The sequence below is a fragment of the Shewanella bicestrii genome (genome assembly GCF_002216875.1).
Lineage (GTDB): Bacteria > Pseudomonadota > Gammaproteobacteria > Enterobacterales > Shewanellaceae > Shewanella > Shewanella seohaensis.
The window spans coordinates 4,415,760-4,432,534 of the sequence record NZ_CP022358.1 but is presented as its reverse complement, the minus strand read 5'-3'; the positions used below and the strand labels follow the sequence as shown (position 1 = coordinate 4,432,534).

The following is a 16,775-nucleotide window of genomic DNA, read 5'->3' as shown; positions in this document are numbered from 1 at the left end:
CCATGCTGCTAAATGTAAAACAAGACTTTTGCCTCGCAGGCCCAGGTTATCTGCTCAACCATTCCGTGGGGCGGCCACTCAAATCGACCGAGCAGGCGTTTAAGCAGGCATTTTTTGCGCCTTGGCAGGAGTCTGGCCGCGAGCCTTGGGGCCAATGGTTGGGCGTCATCGATAACTTTACCGCGGCGCTGGCGAGCCTTTTTAATGGTCAGCCACAGGACTTTTGCCCGCAGGTTAATCTATCGAGCGCCTTGACCAAAATTGTGATGTCCCTCGATAGATTAACGCGGGATGGCGGCGCCGTGGTGCTGATGAGCGAGATTGATTTTCCCAGCATGGGGTTTGCCCTGAAAAAGGCATTACCCGCAAGCTGTGAACTGCGCTTTATTCCCAAGGGCTTAGATGTCACCGACCCCAATGTGTGGGACGCGCATATTTGTGCCGATGTCGATTTAGTCTTTGTCAGCCATGCCTATTCTAATACTGGTCAGCAGGCGCCATTGGCGCAGATCATTCCCCTTGCCCGTGAGCGTGGCTGCTTGAGTCTCGTGGATGTAGCGCAATCGGCTGGGATTTTGCCGCTGGATTTAACCAAACTACAGCCGGACTTTATGATTGGTTCGAGTGTGAAATGGTTATGCTCAGGCCCAGGGGCTGCGTATCTGTGGGTCAATCCAGCTATTTTGCCCCAGTGTCAGCCGCAGGATGTGGGTTGGTTTAGCCATGAGAATCCTTTCGAGTTTGATATCCATGATTTCCGCTATCACCCAACTGCGCTACGGTTTTGGGGCGGTACGCCTTCTATCGCGCCCTATGCGATTGCCGCCCACAGCATTGAATATTTTGCCAATATTGGCTCACAGGCGATGCGTGAACATAACTTGCGGTTGATGGAGACAGTCGTCCAGACATTGGAATATGAGTTGGTCTCGCCACGGGAAGTCGATAAGCGCAGTGGCACCTTGATCCTGCAATTTGGCGAGCGCGAAGCAACCATCATGGCGGCGTTGGCGGAGGCGAATATCAGTGTCGATGCCCGCAGTTTAGGAATACGCGTATCGCCACATATCTATAACGATGAGGCCGATATTGCGAAATTGCTGGAGGTGATAAAAGCCCGTCGTTAACGGATTGAATAGGGCTTGCTCGAAGCGGCTACGAATGGGGTGCGCTAAGGCGACCTAGTTGCACCCCTATGCCGATATGACATTACCCTTTAGCCTCAGGGTTGAGGCTAAGGTCATTTATGGCTGGCGAATGTGCTTAAATACTGTAGTTATAGCGGCAGAACATAGACCGTGGGGTGTGAAGCTCTGGATTGCTTGGGGTTATCGCCAAATCGACGGGTAGCATCACTGCATCAACTACCAGTGAGCCGCCCATATCCACCAGTGTCAGTGGGACAGTAAACAGCAGCAGAGGCGGGGCGGATATCGCGGATATCACCACACACTCCTCGCCATTATCTACAGCCGTTTGCACACTCGAAAATGAGTGACCCCAGGTTGAATCTGCTCCCATTCTCGACGTTACCGCGGCGCATCCACTGAGATACCCGCATACAACTAACCAAGCCAACCAACGCATAACCACTCCATTGTTTATGTTTGAAAAACCGCATCGCTTCCATGTGGCTGATTCATTTGCTCGACTCAGCGTTCTGGTACTGCGGTAGCATAGCGGATTTTACTCGGCACAAATGTGCTCTGTTTCAATGGTTTGGCATTCTAACCAGATGCGTTTCGTTGTCAATTATTCGGCAATTACAGCCCTATGGCTCAAGCCTTTTACGGTTGAGGCGTTCAACAATCTGGCTGGCATTTAGATCGTGGACGACGTTTATGACGGTGGAAGGAGCGTCGGTAATGGCGCCTATCACCACTAGAATGGGGATGGTTTCCATTGGTAATCCTAAGGTAGTGACGATAAAAATCTCCCCGAGGAAGGCGCCGCCCGGCACGCCACCAATGATGAAGGCGGATAGGACGGAGATGAGTATGGTCACCATAAACACATCGACCGTGAAATCTAACCCGAGCAGAGAGTAGATAAACACAATCTTCAGTGCAGTGATAATGGATGCGCCGCCCTTATTCAAATTCACCAGCAGCGGCAGGCTGATATCGGCGATTTCGGGTTTTATCCCCATCTTCAGCGCCGCCCTTAAGGTGACTGGCAGGGTTGCGAGGGACGAAGTCGTGCCTAATGCAGTCACTGCGGGTTCGAGGGCGTGGCGCCAAAATTGTCTAATTCCGTGCATGCCGCCGCCAAGCCAGGCATAAAAGGTGGAGCCGACGGTGAGGTAGATAAAACAGGCTACTAAAAATAATCCCACGGCGCGGGCAAAGGTCACCACAAGCTGCGGATCTTGACTCGCCATGGTGGAAGCAAAGTAAGCACCAAGGCCGACGGGGGCGGCCAGCATAATAATGGCGACTATCTTCATGATGACGGTATTAAAACTGTCGAGCAGTGCCGAGACTTTACGGCCATCTTCCCCCGATTGACCTATGGCGATTCCGGCAATCACCGACATGATGATAAGCGCCAAGATATTGGATTTGGAGAGTAATCCAGAAAAGTCATTGGTGGTCAGCAGCGCCACAAAATCCATCTTCCCCGAGGTGTCGCTAACGGTTTGATTAAGATCGAGGGTCACGCCTTGGGCAGGATCAAACATCAGTGCCAGTAAGGTGATGCCGACGGCGGGAATAATCGCCATCAGAATCGAGACGCCCATAATCGACACTAAAATCGCCCCAAGCTTTTTTAAGTCCGTCATGCGGGCTATCGATGAGGTCACGCTGATCGCTACTAAGGGCACGATAATCATAAACAACAGATTTAAAAAGATTTGCCCTAGGGGTTTGAGCTTTAGCGCCAAGGATGGCCAATAGATGCCGATCATGCCGCCAAGTAATAATGCACTGAGCAGCACAATAGAGTCTTGATAGGGTTTAAGTTTTTGCCACATAGCTAAGCGCCTATTGTTATTTTTATCATTGTGTTGGTGAGTCATTAGGTGCGCCCAAATGAGAGGAGTCAATCATGCAGCATGGACATGCTCAAGCTAGCGAGTCATTCGCATAAGCGCAAGAAGGGATTGGAAATAAACTCTTTTTTGGTTTTGGCTTGGGTTACGGGTAACAAGCGTGTTTGAGTCTCTTCTTCATCTGATTTCGTGTGATGTGACTCTTGTTAACATGATAGCTTCTGTTTAGGTGTATTAGCCGCACGGCGATTGCACGTCAGTAGAAAGGTGTATTTACCTAGTTAGGCTCGTTTGTAGCGTTGTGCCTCGTTCGTTTATTGATTAGCTTAACCACACTGGGTTGTATGCAAACACCCAAGGCCAATATCACTATTTAATCAGGGATGAATGAAATGCTAAAAAAATGGATTGCGATACTGTTACCCGTTGCCGTATTAGGTTTGAGTGGCTGTGCATCGGTCAGTGATACTGATACCGATTCGACTATGGCAAGCAGCGCCGAGAAGAAAGTTACCAAAAAAGATTGCGATAAAGTCACGACCACGGGTTCGCGCCTTGGTCGTTGCAGATAATCAGCTTGTTCCTGCATGTATCAGCATAAAAAACGGTCCCAAGTGGACCGTTTTTTGTTTGTGGCATTTGCTCAACCCGCCTTAAGGGAAGGCTGAACACAAGCGATTAATGCCTTTTAGCCTGCTATCACCAACTCAGTTGATAATTGAGGGCAAAGGTGCGACCGCGGCCATGGTAGTCGAACATAGACTCAGGACCGTAGGTCGGACTGTAGAAGTACACCGCTCTTTGGCCCCACAGGGTGCTGTAGTCTTTATCGAGCAGGTTTTCGATGCCGTAGCTCAAGGTGCCGACCGGTAAATCGATAGAGCCCAGTAAATCCAGCGTCGTGTAGCTACCAAGCTCACTCGCTAGGCCATCGTTGGTTTTGAAGCGATAGTCGGATTCGGCGCTGAAACTGTGCTCAGCCTGTAAACGTATCTTTTGTGTGTCGCCGCGCCAGCCAATAAAGGCAGTGGCCTTAGAGGGCGAAGCATAAGTGACGGTTTCATCAATCCAGTTATTCTCATCCTTCACTTCACTGCGCACCAGATGCAGGTTGGTGCCGACTTGCCAGTCGGAGCTGATATCAAAGTTCAGCTGTGCCTCTAGTCCATAGCTGCGTTTATCTTGGTCTTTGACATTGATGGTCAGATCTTTGCTGTTAACCTCAATGACCTTGTCAGACACGGCATAATAGACGCTGGCTTGCGCCTGCCAACGGTCTGCAAGATAACGCCATCCCAGCTCCATGGAGTCGGTCTTGATCCCGTCAAGACGGGTATCATTGATATTGATGCTGTTTTGCAGCTGTAAGTAACCGTCGGCATCGGCCTTGTAGGTGCCGCGGCCATAGTATTTCGATAGGTCTGGCAGTTCAAAGCCTTGGGAATAGGCAAGCCAGAGTTGTTGGTCTTGGCTTAACTTAGCCACCAAGCCGAGGTTGACTAACCCTATGTTATAGTCGGTGCTGCCGCCTTTAATGGCATCGGCTCCCTTGGCCTTGCCAGAGGCAATCGCTACCTGTTGGTTATAACCGATAAAATCATCAACGCTGTTTTCCATGTGTTGATAACGATAGCCTGCGTTTAGCACCAAAAAGCTATTCATCTCCCAACTGCTTTGGACAAATGCAGCAATGGATTCGACCGAAAAGTCGACATAACGGCCGGTAGTGAACAGTTCGCGCATCACTAAGCCGCCGTGTTGGTTGGCGGCATCGAGGTCGAAACTCATTTGGCTCGAATCAAAACTTTCTTTATCCCAATCCAGTCCCCAAGTGAGAGTGAGGCTATCGACGGGCTTGGATTCCACGACTGCCTTCAAACCATGGATGCTGGTGTTTTGAGCCGATGCTGAGAAGTTGTAGACGCCGCTGGTTTCATTGACATAGGGGAACGGGTGGAAATCCAGATTCTCTTTGCGATAAAAGCCTTGTAAATACAGGGTTTGACCAAGAAACCCATTCTGGGAGTAGGACAGATTCAGCAAAGTGCGCTCGGTGGCGGGGCTGCGGTCAGCGTCTAATCCATTACGGGTTTCTAGCACTGAGGCATCGCCAGTGACGCCGGAGAAGTTCTCACCCATGTACAGACCATGTTCATCGTCTGAACCGTTGCGATAGTATTGCGCCATGGCACTGAGGTTGGCGTCATTGGCAAGCTGCCAATCCATATTCGCCATCAAATCATAACCTTGGGTGTACTGCATTCCGGTTTGGGTAATGTCCAGCATCACAGGGTTGCTACTGCCATCAAACCATTGGCCGTTTTCCTGCCAAGCGGCACTAAAGCGCCCTTTAAGCGAATCGCTGCCTCCAGTCACCGCCAGCGCGGTGCGGTAATCTAAATCATCACTGCGATTAAAGCCGGACTTGAATCCCGCTTCGGCTTCGAAGGTATCACTGCTGTCAGCTGCTTTTTTAGTGACAATATTAATGGCACCGCCAAGTGCGCCACCGCCATAGATAGCCGACGCGCCAGCGAGCACTTCGATGCGGGCAATATTGAATGGATCGATACTGTCTAGCTGACGGCTGATACTGCGGGAGGTGTTCATCGACACGCCATCGATTAAGACCACCATGGCGCGACCACGAATATTTTGGCCAAAGTTGGTGCGTCCTTGGCTGGACACATCCATCGACGGCACTAAGGCGGCGAGCATTTCCTTAATTCCTTTGCCGCTATCGGTTTGCTCGCGAATGCTGGCTTCATCAATGATCCATACAGTGCTGGAGAGATCGCTGATTTGGGTCGGTGAGCGGGTGGCGGAGACCACCATGCGCTCCATATCGTTTTCAGCGGCTGTTGCCACATTAACAAGCCCCAGTTGGCAGATAACTGCGGCGGCGACTAGGCTTATCGGCCCCATAGACTTAGGCATAGTATTCTCCATCAAAAACAACAGGTACATGAGAAGCCAAAAGGACAGCACTGTGGTGCCTTTCCTCGCGACCCAGAAAGCGTTTTTAATGGGTAGAATTCAATGCGCTAACTGAATATGAATGGGGAGTATTCCGTGTTTAGCTCCAAAAAAGACGCATTATTATAGTTGTAATCGAGAATCGTTCTTAATTGAATTTACAAAGCCTTTACTTTTTTACGCACCCAAAATCACGAGGCGACAACAAATGGACAGATAACAACGAGAGGTCGGAGTGTATGCGTGTAGAGGTGTTGAATAGGCAGGGGAATACTTGGGAGTCACTGTGCGATAGAGACAAAACAGCCCCGACAGAAGACTGCCGGGGCTGTTAGATTTTGTGCAGCTAATTGATGCCGTTAGCCATTACAGGCTGTAATACATCTCGAACTCTAATGGGTGAGTTGTACGGCTTACACGCTCAGCTTCTGCAGATTTCAGTGCAATGTAAGATTGGATGAAATCTTCGCTGAATACACCGCCGCGAGTTAAGAACTCGTGGTCAGCTTGCAGGTTTTCAAGCGCATTTTCTAATGAAGTCGCTACTTGTGGGATTTCAGCCGCTTCTTCAGCTGGCAGATCGTACAAGTCTTTATCCATAGCTTCGCCTGGATGGATCTTGTTTTGGATACCATCGATACCCGCCATCAGCAGTGCTGCGAAACCTAAGTATGGGTTTGCATGTGGATCTGGGAAGCGAGTTTCGATACGACGGCCTTTAGGGCTTGGTACCACTGGAATACGGATTGAAGCGCTGCGGTTACGTGCTGAGTAAGCTAACATCACTGGCGCTTCGAAGTGTGGTACTAAACGCTTGTAAGAGTTAGTGCTTGGGTTAGTGAAAGCGTTCAGCGCGCGAGCGTGCTTGATGATACCACCGATGTAGTACAGTGCAGTTTCACTTAAACCAGCGTATTTGTCGCCTGCGAACAGGTTCACACCGTCTTTAGACAGAGATTGGTGAACGTGCATACCGCTACCGTTGTCGCCAACGATTGGCTTAGGCATGAAAGTCGCAGTCTTACCGTAGGCGTGAGCCATGTTGTGTACTACGTACTTCAGAATTTGGATTTCGTCCGCTTTCTTAGTCAGAGTGTTGAAGCGAGTTGCGATTTCGTTTTGACCCGCAGTCGCTACTTCGTGGTGGTGAGCTTCAACGACTTGACCCATTTCTTCGAGCACTAAACACATAGCGCTACGTAAGTCTTGTGATGAGTCAACAGGAGCTACTGGGAAGTAACCGCCTTTCACGAATGGACGGTGACCAGTGTTGCCACCTTCGTAGCTAGTGCCAGAGTTCCATGCCGCTTCTTTAGCGTCGATTTTCACGAAACAACCAGACATGTCAGTACCGAAACGTACGTCGTCGAACAGGAAGAATTCTGGTTCTGGTCCAACTAATACAGTGTCAGCGATACCGGTAGAGCGTAAGTATTCTTCCGCTTTTTTCGCGATAGAACGTGGGTCGCGGTCATAACCAGTCATAGTGCCTGGCTCGAGAATGTCACAGCGGATCAGGGCAGTGGTTTCTTCGGTGAATGGGTCTAATACAAACGTGGTTGGGTCTGGCATCAGCACCATGTCTGATTCGTTAATGCCTTTCCAGCCAGCGATTGACGAACCGTCAAACATTTTGCCGTCTTCGAAGAAATCAGCGTCTACCTGATGAGCAGGGATAGATACGTGCTGCTCTTTACCTTTGGTGTCGGTAAAACGTAAATCAACAAACTTAACTTCTAATTCTTCAAGTTGCTTTAAAACTGATTCAACTGACATTCTCAAGTCTCCGGTAGGGTAAAGGGATGTCCCTTCTATAATCTTTTAACTCAAGTCGCGCTTGAGCCAAACTTACAAGCTATATAGCGATATCTATGCCAACAATTTAAGGTGTTGATAATCAAAGGCTATATATTTTAGTGCACAACAATTCACTTCGTGCTGCACTATGTTGGTGCGTTTGCATGTGGCATTTTGGTGCATTAATCCATTTTGGTGCGCACCGTCACAACACCATTTTAGTGCAAGCAACTTGAGTGCAATCTAGCAACGCCTATTTATCCCGAACTCGTCGTCCCATTAAGCACAGAGGCAAGCCGGATTAATATCTCAATTCTGGCTTTTGACAAGATTCGAAACCAAACAAAGCACAACGAATTTAGCACATTAGTGTGGCGAGAGAACCGTGCAAGCTCACTATTTCAATCGCCCGCAATAATGTCACAAAACTGTGGCAACCTAAGCTGTTTTTCGCGGGGCGGTTATGGCTGGTTATATTGAATAGTGCTTAATTATCAGATCATTAAGATCGTTGTTCGCAATGTGGAATAGAGTTTGTTGAAACTGAGGCCAAAGGTATCCGCTGAAACCGCTAACTGATGCCTGCTGCGCTTATTTTTATGGCTCACTCTGGCGCATCACGGCTGGATGGCGTGGATTGACTATAATTATGGCGGCTTTGGGCCGAGCGATAAAAGTAGGACTGAGTGAAAAACAGTGAATTCAGCTGCTTAGCTTAGTTGATGGCAAGATAAACTGGCGAATCGCCTGCGCATTAACGGTGCATTTAGGCTATTTGACTTGGGCAAGAGAGTACCTTTTGAGCACTGTGCTCAAAAAATTGTTTTATAAGTGTTCAAAAATAATCCTGTGCGGCGAGGCCGCTCTGGAGTAGAATGTCACGCTTTTTTATGGCGACTCAACGTAGATTGCTATAACGAATATTGAAATATCCCTATTTTTGTTTGATGGTAAGAGGTTTATCCGTGCTAGAGAATTTACGTAACATCGCCATTATTGCGCACGTTGACCATGGCAAAACGACCCTGGTTGACAAGCTGCTGTCGCAATCAGGAACCCTTGCAACCCGGGGAGAAGCTACTGAGCGGGTGATGGACTCCAACGATCTTGAAAAGGAACGTGGGATCACGATTCTGGCAAAGAATACTGCCATCAAGTGGAACGACTACCGCATTAACATCGTAGACACCCCAGGCCACGCCGACTTCGGTGGTGAGGTTGAGCGCGTACTGTCTATGGTGGACTCAGTATTACTGCTGGTTGACGCCGTTGACGGTCCAATGCCACAGACTCGCTTCGTAACCAAGAAAGCGTTCGCCCAAGGCTTAAAGCCAATCGTTGTTATCAACAAGATTGACCGTCCTGGTGCTCGCCCTGATTGGGTTATCGACCAAGTATTCGACCTGTTCGACAACTTAGGTGCGACCGACGAGCAATTAGATTTCCCAGTTGTTTACGCTTCGGCGTTAAACGGCTTCGCAACGTTAGATCCGGATGAAGTTGGCACTGATATGACGCCACTGTTCCAAACTATCGTTGAAAAAGTATCTTCACCTGCAGCTGACGCTGAAGGTCCATTCCAGATGCAAATTTCTCAGCTCGATTACAACTCATACGTGGGTGTTATTGGTGTTGGCCGCATCAAGCGTGGTAGCATCAAGACTAACCAACAAGTGACCGTGATCGGCGCTGATGGTAAGACTCGTAACGGTAAAATGGGCCAAGTATTAGGTTACATGGGCTTAGAGCGTACCGAAGTTGACGTAGCAAACGCTGGCGACATCGTGGCTATTACCGGTTTAGGCGAGCTGAAAATTTCTGACACTGTGTGTGCTGCAGGTAATGTTGAAGCGCTGCCACCACTGTCAGTTGACGAACCAACACTGACCATGACTTTCCAAGTCAACACTTCACCTTTCGCAGGTAAAGAAGGTAAGTACGTGACTTCACGTAACATTCTTGAGCGTCTGCAACAGGAATTAGTGCACAACGTGGCACTGCGTGTTGAAGAAACTGACAGCCCAGACCGTTTCGCGGTATCTGGCCGTGGTGAATTACACTTATCTATTCTGATCGAAAACATGCGTCGTGAAGGTTACGAATTAGCGGTTTCTCGTCCAGAAGTTATCTTAAAAACCATCGATGGCGAACTGTGTGAGCCATACGAGACCCTGACCGTTGACGTTGAAGAAGAACATCAAGGTACAGTTATCGAGAAGCTGGGTGTACGTAAAGCTGAGATGAAAGACATGCAGCTTGACGGTAAAGGCCGCGTGCGCGTTGACTTTATCATCCCAAGCCGTGGCTTAATCGGTTTCCAAACTGAATTCTTAACTGCAACTTCTGGTACTGGTCTGATTTACCACTCATTCGATCACTACGGTCCGCACAAAGGTGGCGATATCGGTCAACGCGCTAACGGCGTATTGATCTCTAACGCGACTGGTAAGGCGCTGACATTCGCACTGTTCGGTCTGCAGGATCGCGGTCGTCTGTTTATCGGTCACGCTGCCGAAGTTTACGAAGGTCAAGTAGTGGGTATCCACTCACGTTCTAACGACCTGACAGTTAACTGTCTGAAAGGTAAGCAGCTGACTAACATGCGTGCTTCTGGTACTGACGAAGCTCAAGTACTGACTACGCCAATCACCTTAACTCTTGAGCAAGCGCTTGAGTTTATCGATGATGACGAATTAGTTGAAGTAACACCTAAGAGCATCCGTGTTCGTAAGAAACACTTAACTGAAAACGACCGTAAGCGCGCTAGCCGCGGCTAATGGTGGTTGTGGTCGCTAAAGTGACTGCCCAGTGAATGAATAAAGCCCCGCTAAGGCAACTTAGCGGGGCTTTTTTATCAGCCTTCAATCTTCAATCCTCAATTTGTCCCTTACGATATTGCTGTTGCCATTGCTTAGGGGAAAATCCTGTCCAAGCTTTAAAGTGGCGACTAAATACGGCGACTTCGGCATACCCGAGTTGCAGTGCGAGTTCGGTGATGGTTTGCGTGCCATAACTGAGTTGCTGCTGGGCGATGTTTTGCCTGACATCCTGTAGCAATTGGCGATAGCTTTGCTCCGTTTCTTTCAGCCTTGTTTGTAGGGTGCGTTCGTGTAAACCCAGCGCCGTCGATACCCGTTCGATACAACATTCTCCCGTGGGGAGCAACCGATGGATTAAGTCCCGTGCTTGGTCGGCAAGGTTGTCGGGGTAGCGGCTCTGTAAATATTGTAGGTGCGACTGGAGGTGGCGGTTAAGTGCCTCTTCATCGTGATAGTTACGCCCCAAGAGCTGCGAGGTTTTGAGCACCACGCCATCAAAGGCTTCGCGAAAACGCACTGGCTGGATAAAGCGTTGTGGCTCAGAACCGTTAGGTTTGTTCTGGCACAAATACAAAGGAATGTTGCTGATATTCATATTGAGTAGGCTCGAGACAAACATTGCCAGCTGCGCCACGCTCATTTGCATCAGTTGTTCTATGCCGCTAGGGCTGTGGACATTGATCAACAGCGCCAGTCGCACGATGTCAGTCTGTGGCTGTAGCTGCAATGACACCCCTGAGGCGTGTAAATACAGATAGTCATTCACTCGGGCAAGGGCATCGGCCACTGTGGCCGTGTGCGACACCAACATCGGCAGATCCCCAAGTACATGCAAGGTTTGTCGCTGTGCCAACATTAAGCCAAACAAGGGCTGCTGGCAGCGCTGTGCGGCAATTTCCAATAATTCGGCTAAGCGTGGATAGGCGATATAGGTGTTGGGATCGCGAAACTGCGCCTGCCGCAGCCCGGCTTGCTGGATCATTTCGATGGGGTTTTGCCCCAATTCTAGGACTAATTGCTCAAATTGAGCGACGGCACCACTTCGGACTAGGTACATGGGACGCTTAGTTCACTTTGTTATAAGACTCGTAAAATATCAAATTTGGCTCGTAAAAAGTCAAGATGCTGAGTAATTAAGCGTCTAAATTAACATCGTCTTAATAATTAAATGAATAAATACAAACAGAGGACAGCTATGCGTTTATTACATAAAACCGCCGTGGTGACGGGGGCTGCCGGGGGCATTGGGCAGGCCATCATTCGTAAATTGCTCGCCGAAGGGGCTAGGGTTGTCGCCGCCGATTTGTCCATCGATGCGCTCAAGGTGTTTAACGATGTTCCCAGCGACAAGCTCGCGACTTTTAGTGTCGATGTGACTGATTACAGCCAAGTGGAGGCCATGGTCAAGCAGGCGGCCAAGCAGTTTGGCCAACTCGATATTCTGATCAATAACGCTGGCATAGGTTTGGCTAAGCCGCTGTTACAGCATGATCCTATTAATGATTTTGAACCTGTCACCAATGTGAACCAAAAAGGCGTGTACCACGGCATCCTCGCCGGTGGCCGTCAATTCCAAGCCCAAGGCACTCGGGGCGTGATTTTAAATACCTCGTCAGTTTACGCGCAGCTCGCCTCGGAAATGACCTTCACCTACAACGTCAGTAAAGCGGCCGTCGACATGATGACCAAATGCGCCGCGTTGGAGTATGCGCCGCGTTGGAGTATGCGCCGCTTGGTGTGCGGGTCTGCGCCGTGGCGCCGGGCCGCGTCGATACGCCTATGCTGCGCCAATACGAAGCGCTCGGGCTGTGGGAACACATTCGCAAAGAACAAATGCGCCAAGAATTTACCCAACCGAATGAGATTGCCGATGTGGTGGCATTTCTCGTCAGCGACGAGGCCAACTGCATCAATGGCTGCACAGTGAACGCCTCCGACGGCTTTGAAAACTTTAAATATCCACTGCTGGGGTAGTGGTAGCTCGACCCAACAACACAATAACAACAATGAGGAATGCAAACATGGCTCTACCAGAAGTGATTAATCATCAAGACTTTTTATTAACCCTCAACACCAACGAAGAACAGATCATCAAAGATGCCTTACCGGGCGTTGATGTGTACCCGTTATTTTTAGACCCTGAAAACGGGGTTTGGGTGATCCGCGCTAAGTTTAAGCCGGGTATTACCTTACCTAAGCATTTCCACACGGGTGTGGTGCATTTCTATACCTTAGCGGGTCGCTGGAACTACCTAGAATATCCAGATCAACCGCAAACCGCGGGTAGTTACTTGTATGAGCCAGGCGGTTCTATCCACACTTTCCATTGCCCAGCGGATTCTGAAGGCGCCGATGGGGTGATGGTGATTACCGGGGTGAACGTTAACTTCGATGCCGATGGTAACTTCATGTTTATTATGGATGCAGGCTGGATTGAGCAGGCGCTCTTGGCGGCTGCAAAAGCGCAGGGAATTAAGCCGCGTTATATCAAACCCGGAGCCTTAGCCCGCATGAGCGATGCAGAATAGGAGCCCGCTATGAGCATGATGAATGCCATTGTGATGCAGGATGGAGACGTCAGCCTGCAACGGGTCGAGCTACCTAAACCACAGGCGGGCCAAGTGTTAGTGCGTAGCCTCGCCTGTGGGATCTGTGGCTCGGACATTCATATCACTCGTCACTACAGCGAAGTGTTTGATTTTTATCGTAAGCTTGGGGTAATGCCCGAAGGTGTTGATAATCATGCCGCCGTGATGCTCGGCCATGAGTTTTGTGCCGAAATTGTCGAGTTTGGTCCACAGACTCATCAAGCCTTAGCGCTTGGCACTCGGGTGACGTCTGTTCCCATTCTGATGAGCCAAAATGGTGCGGGAGTGGGAGTCACTCCTGGGGTGAATGGGGCCTATTCTGAATATTTCATTCTCGATGAAGCCCTATTGATGCCTGTGCCTGAACATTTGCCGCCGGAGGCCGTGGCACTGACTGAACCCTTAGCCGTGGGATTGCATGCGGTGAATCGGGGCGATATGCAGGCCGAGGATGTGGCGCTGGTTGTGGGCTGCGGCCCTATTGGTCTGGCGGCGATCTCCGCGCTGCACTTACAAGGCGTGACAAAGATAGTGGCGGCGGATTTACAGGGCGATAAATTGCAATTAGCCCGTGAATTTGGGGCGACTCACACAGTGAACCCCAGTGAGCAGGACGAAGTCGCCTTCGCCGCCGAGATTGCTGCGGGTAAGCGTTTGGTGATATTCGAATGTGTCGGTATCCACAGGCTTATCGAAGGCTTTGTGCAGCGTGCACCCGCCAAGGCGACGATAGTGGTGACGGGTATCCACACTGCCAATGCCAATATCAATTACGCCTATGCCACGGTCAAAGAATTGGATATGCGCTTCTCCTACTATTATCAGCCGGCGGAATTTGCCGCCTGTTTAGCGGAACTAGCCCAGGGCACTATTCCTTGGCGTAAGCTGCTCACGGGTAAAGTGGGTATGGATGGGGTATCGGGGGCATTCAAGCAATTAATGCAACCGAATCCACACATTAAAGTTGTGATAGAGCCTTGGCGAAATGGCGAGCTAGAGACGCTCAGCTAATCGTTCGACACTTAATCAAATAAAGCCGCACATTAATGTGCGGCTTTTTTGTTCATTGTTAGCGTTTTTGATATCCTCAATTGGCTAATTTTTAATCCTGCATGGGCTCACAAAATAGCGACTTTTAGCGGATTTCGATTGTGTTTTAGCGAATGTAGCCTAGGGTTAATTGTTAGGCCAATCCCTAGTGATGGCATTGTCTTTGTTACCAAATTTGTCTTTTCTGCTGTCACAAGATTGCCAATAAGCCTTGGCAAACTGTGAAGGCTCTCGTTTCGACCGTAGTGTGTCTAGCAAGAGTTTTAGGGCGCGCTACTCCCGTTAGTGCAAGCTAAGTAAAGGAATATTCAATGGACAAGACTCAAAGCTCCCAAGGTAAATGCCCCGTGATGCATGGGGCAAATTCAGCGGTCGCCAGCAACAATATGGATTGGTGGCCTAAGGCACTTAACCTCGATATTTTGCATCAGCACGATAAGAAGACGGATCCTATGGATCCTAAGTTTAACTATCGCGAAGCCTTCAACAGCTTAGATCTCGCCGCAGTGAAGCGCGACCTCAATGCCTTAATGACCGACAGCCAAGATTGGTGGCCCGCCGACTGGGGACACTATGGTGGCCTGATGATCCGTATGGCATGGCACTCGGCCGGAACCTATAGAGTCGCCGATGGCCGTGGCGGCGCGGGAACGGGCAATCAACGCTTTGCTCCACTCAATAGCTGGCCCGATAACGCCAACTTAGACAAGGCGCGCCGTTTACTCTGGCCGATTAAGAAAAAATACGGCAATAAACTCTCATGGGCGGATTTGATGATCCTCGCGGGCAATGTGGCCTACGAGTCTATGGGCTTAAAGACCTATGGTTTTGCCGGTGGCCGTGAGGATATTTGGCACCCAGAGAAGGACATTTATTGGGGCTCTGAAAAACAATGGTTAGCGCCGACGGAAAATCCGAACAGCCGTTATTCGGGCGAGCGTGACCTTGAAAACCCCTTGGCCGCCGTGATGATGGGACTGATCTATGTGAATCCAGAAGGGGTCGATGGCAAACCCGATCCCCTGCGTACCGCCCAAGATGTGCGTGTCACCTTTGCGCGAATGGCGATGAATGATGAAGAAACAGTGGCCTTAACCGCGGGTGGCCACACTGTGGGTAAATGCCATGGTAATGGTAAGGCACAGGATCTTGGCCCCGAGCCTGAGGGTGAAGATCTGGAGGCCCAAGGTTTAGGTTGGCTCAATAAAAAAGGCCCAGGCACGGGTGCGAATGCCGTGACCAGTGGCCTCGAAGGCGCTTGGACGACTCATCCCACCCAGTGGGATAACGGTTATTTTCACCTACTGTTAAATTACGATTGGGAATTGAAAAAAAGCCCTGCTGGCGCCTCGCAGTGGGAACCGATTAATATCAAAGAGGAAGATAGAGTCGTCTCTGTGGGCGATCCTAATCGCAAGTTTAATCCCATCATGACGGATGCGGATATGGCGATGAAGATGGACCCCGAGTATCGCAAAATCTCCGAGAAGTTTTATCAAGATCCCGCCTATTTCTCCGAGGTATTTGCCCGCGCTTGGTTTAAGTTAACCCATCGCGATCTGGGTCCGAAGAGCCGCTATTTGGGGCCAGAAGTGCCCAATGAGGATTTGCTTTGGCAAGACCCGATCCCAAGCGTGGATTATCGCTTAGACGCCAGTGAGATTGTCGACCTGAAGACGAAATTATTAGCGTCGGGACTCAGCGTATCCGAGTTAGTAGCAACGGCGTGGGACAGTGCCCGCACCTTCCGAGGCTCGGATTTCCGTGGTGGCGCCAATGGCGCGCGGATCCGCTTAGCACCGCAAAAGGATTGGCAGGCGAACGAACCCGAGCGGCTGCAGAAGGTGCTTAAAGTATTGACGGAGCTGCAGGCAAGCCTAAGTAAAAAAGTCAGCATCGCCGACTTAATCGTGCTGGGCGGCGCCGCTGCGATTGAAAAGGCCGCCCACGAGGCGGGAGTGAAAGTGACTGTGCCCTTTATCCCCGGCCGTGGCGATGCGACGCAGGAAATGACCGATGTGGAATCCTTTGCCGTGCTTGAGCCCTTGCACGATGCGTATCGTAACTGGCAGAAAAAGGATTATGTGGTTCAGCCCGAGGAGATGATGCTCGATCGTACTCAATTGATGGGGTTAACTGCCCATGAGATGACAGTACTGGTTGGGGGAATGCGGGTGTTAGGCACTAACTATGGCGGCACGCATCATGGCGTGTTTACCGACAAAGTAGGTGTGTTAACCAATGATTTCTTCGTGAATCTGACCGACATGGCCTACAACTGGAAGCCAGCGGGCAGCAATCTTTATCAGATAGTCGAGCGTAAAACTGGCGCGGTGAAGTGGACCGCTACCCGCGTCGATCTGGTGTTTGGTTCTAACTCGATTTTGCGTGCCTATGCCGAGGTGTATGCGCAGGATGATGCCAAAGAGAAGTTTGTGCATGACTTTGTGGCCGCTTGGACTAGGGTGATGAATGCCGATAGGTTCGATTTGGCTTAGTCACTAGCGCTTAAGCTTAGCGCGAACATAAAAGGTGCAGCTTGGGCTGCACCTT

At 50.0% G+C, this 16,775-nt stretch carries 12 protein-coding genes and 1 pseudogene; 8 read left to right on the top strand and 5 right to left on the bottom strand.

What is annotated here, in order from left to right; all coding sequences use genetic code 11:
- The first annotated feature begins 2 nt into the window (after window positions 1–2).
- Entirely contained in the window at window positions 3–1,127 is a 1,125-nt protein-coding gene (locus CF168_RS19365) for an aminotransferase class V-fold PLP-dependent enzyme (RefSeq protein ID WP_089068696.1), read from the top strand.
- 136 nt (window positions 1,128–1,263) lie between these two features.
- On the opposite strand, the gene CF168_RS22590 is transcribed toward CF168_RS19365, so the two are convergent.
- Window positions 1,264–1,446, bottom strand: a complete 183-nt coding sequence (locus tag CF168_RS22590) for a YceK/YidQ family lipoprotein (RefSeq protein WP_240520046.1) — start codon at window positions 1,444–1,446, stop codon at window positions 1,264–1,266.
- A 325-nt stretch (window positions 1,447–1,771) separates the two neighbouring features.
- Entirely contained in the window at window positions 1,772–2,974 is a 1,203-nt protein-coding gene (locus CF168_RS19355; RefSeq protein ID WP_086903237.1) for a dicarboxylate/amino acid:cation symporter, read from the bottom strand.
- A 410-nt stretch (window positions 2,975–3,384) separates the two neighbouring features.
- On the opposite strand from CF168_RS19355, the gene CF168_RS22340 reads away from it, so the two are divergent.
- Window positions 3,385–3,564 (top strand): hypothetical protein, encoded by a 180-nt coding sequence (locus CF168_RS22340; RefSeq protein WP_157705989.1) that lies wholly within the window; start codon window positions 3,385–3,387, stop codon window positions 3,562–3,564.
- A 127-nt stretch (window positions 3,565–3,691) separates the two neighbouring features.
- On the opposite strand, the gene CF168_RS19345 is transcribed toward CF168_RS22340, so the two are convergent.
- The gene (locus tag CF168_RS19345) at window positions 3,692–5,929 is read right to left on the bottom strand and encodes a TonB-dependent receptor (protein WP_089068694.1); all 2,238 of its coding nucleotides are present in this window, start codon (window positions 5,927–5,929) and stop codon (window positions 3,692–3,694) included.
- Between the two features lie 405 nt (window positions 5,930–6,334).
- On the bottom strand, window positions 6,335–7,744 hold the full coding sequence (glnA, locus tag CF168_RS19340) for a glutamate--ammonia ligase (RefSeq protein ID WP_011715534.1): 1,410 nt from the start codon (window positions 7,742–7,744) through the stop codon (window positions 6,335–6,337).
- 986 nt (window positions 7,745–8,730) lie between these two features.
- Between glnA and typA the strand changes: the two genes are divergently transcribed.
- The gene (gene typA / locus CF168_RS19335) at window positions 8,731–10,542 is read left to right on the top strand and encodes a translational GTPase TypA (RefSeq protein WP_011715535.1); all 1,812 of its coding nucleotides are present in this window, start codon (window positions 8,731–8,733) and stop codon (window positions 10,540–10,542) included.
- 91 nt (window positions 10,543–10,633) lie between these two features.
- Here the strand turns inward: typA and CF168_RS19330 are convergent, their stop codons facing one another.
- Window positions 10,634–11,641, bottom strand: coding sequence for an AraC family transcriptional regulator (locus tag CF168_RS19330; protein WP_089068693.1), 1,008 nt, complete (start codon window positions 11,639–11,641; stop codon window positions 10,634–10,636).
- A gap of 111 nt (window positions 11,642–11,752) precedes the next feature.
- Here CF168_RS19330 and CF168_RS22585 point away from each other — a divergent pair.
- From CF168_RS22585 to katG, 5 genes and pseudogenes are all read left to right on the top strand, one after another.
- Window positions 11,753–12,241, top strand: a pseudogene (locus tag CF168_RS22585) (SDR family oxidoreductase); the annotation flags it as partial.
- 32 nt (window positions 12,242–12,273) lie between these two features.
- Window positions 12,274–12,558, top strand: a complete 285-nt coding sequence (locus CF168_RS22580; RefSeq protein ID WP_240520045.1) for an SDR family oxidoreductase — start codon at window positions 12,274–12,276, stop codon at window positions 12,556–12,558.
- A gap of 47 nt (window positions 12,559–12,605) precedes the next feature.
- Complete coding sequence (locus CF168_RS19320) at window positions 12,606–13,112, top strand: 2,4'-dihydroxyacetophenone dioxygenase family protein (RefSeq protein WP_089068692.1); 507 nt, start codon at window positions 12,606–12,608, stop codon at window positions 13,110–13,112.
- A gap of 9 nt (window positions 13,113–13,121) precedes the next feature.
- A complete protein-coding gene (locus tag CF168_RS19315) occupies window positions 13,122–14,183 on the top strand; it encodes a zinc-binding dehydrogenase (protein WP_089068691.1) in 1,062 nt (353 codons plus the stop codon).
- Window positions 14,184–14,533: 350 nt separating this feature from the next.
- Complete coding sequence (katG, locus tag CF168_RS19310) at window positions 14,534–16,720, top strand: catalase/peroxidase HPI (protein WP_089068690.1); 2,187 nt, start codon at window positions 14,534–14,536, stop codon at window positions 16,718–16,720.
- Window positions 16,721–16,775: the final 55 nt, after the last annotated feature.

Bases quoted from the DNA above. Each gene is read 5' to 3' on its own strand.
- CF168_RS19365 (WP_089068696.1), top strand. From the start codon at position 3: ATGCTGCTAAATGTAAAACAAGACTTTTGCCTCGCAGGCCCAGGTTAT.
- CF168_RS19355 (WP_086903237.1), bottom strand. From the start codon at position 2,974: ATGTGGCAAAAACTTAAACCCTATCAAGACTCTATTGTGCTGCTCAGT.
- CF168_RS22340 (WP_157705989.1), top strand. From the start codon at position 3,385: ATGCTAAAAAAATGGATTGCGATACTGTTACCCGTTGCCGTATTAGGT.
- CF168_RS19345 (WP_089068694.1), bottom strand. From the start codon at position 5,929: ATGCCTAAGTCTATGGGGCCGATAAGCCTAGTCGCCGCCGCAGTTATC.
- glnA (WP_011715534.1), bottom strand. From the start codon at position 7,744: ATGTCAGTTGAATCAGTTTTAAAGCAACTTGAAGAATTAGAAGTTAAG.
- CF168_RS19330 (WP_089068693.1), bottom strand. From the start codon at position 11,641: ATGTACCTAGTCCGAAGTGGTGCCGTCGCTCAATTTGAGCAATTAGTC.
- CF168_RS22580 (WP_240520045.1), top strand. From the start codon at position 12,274: ATGCGCCGCGTTGGAGTATGCGCCGCGTTGGAGTATGCGCCGCTTGGT.
- CF168_RS19320 (WP_089068692.1), top strand. From the start codon at position 12,606: ATGGCTCTACCAGAAGTGATTAATCATCAAGACTTTTTATTAACCCTC.
- CF168_RS19315 (WP_089068691.1), top strand. From the start codon at position 13,122: ATGAGCATGATGAATGCCATTGTGATGCAGGATGGAGACGTCAGCCTG.
- katG (WP_089068690.1), top strand. From the start codon at position 14,534: ATGGACAAGACTCAAAGCTCCCAAGGTAAATGCCCCGTGATGCATGGG.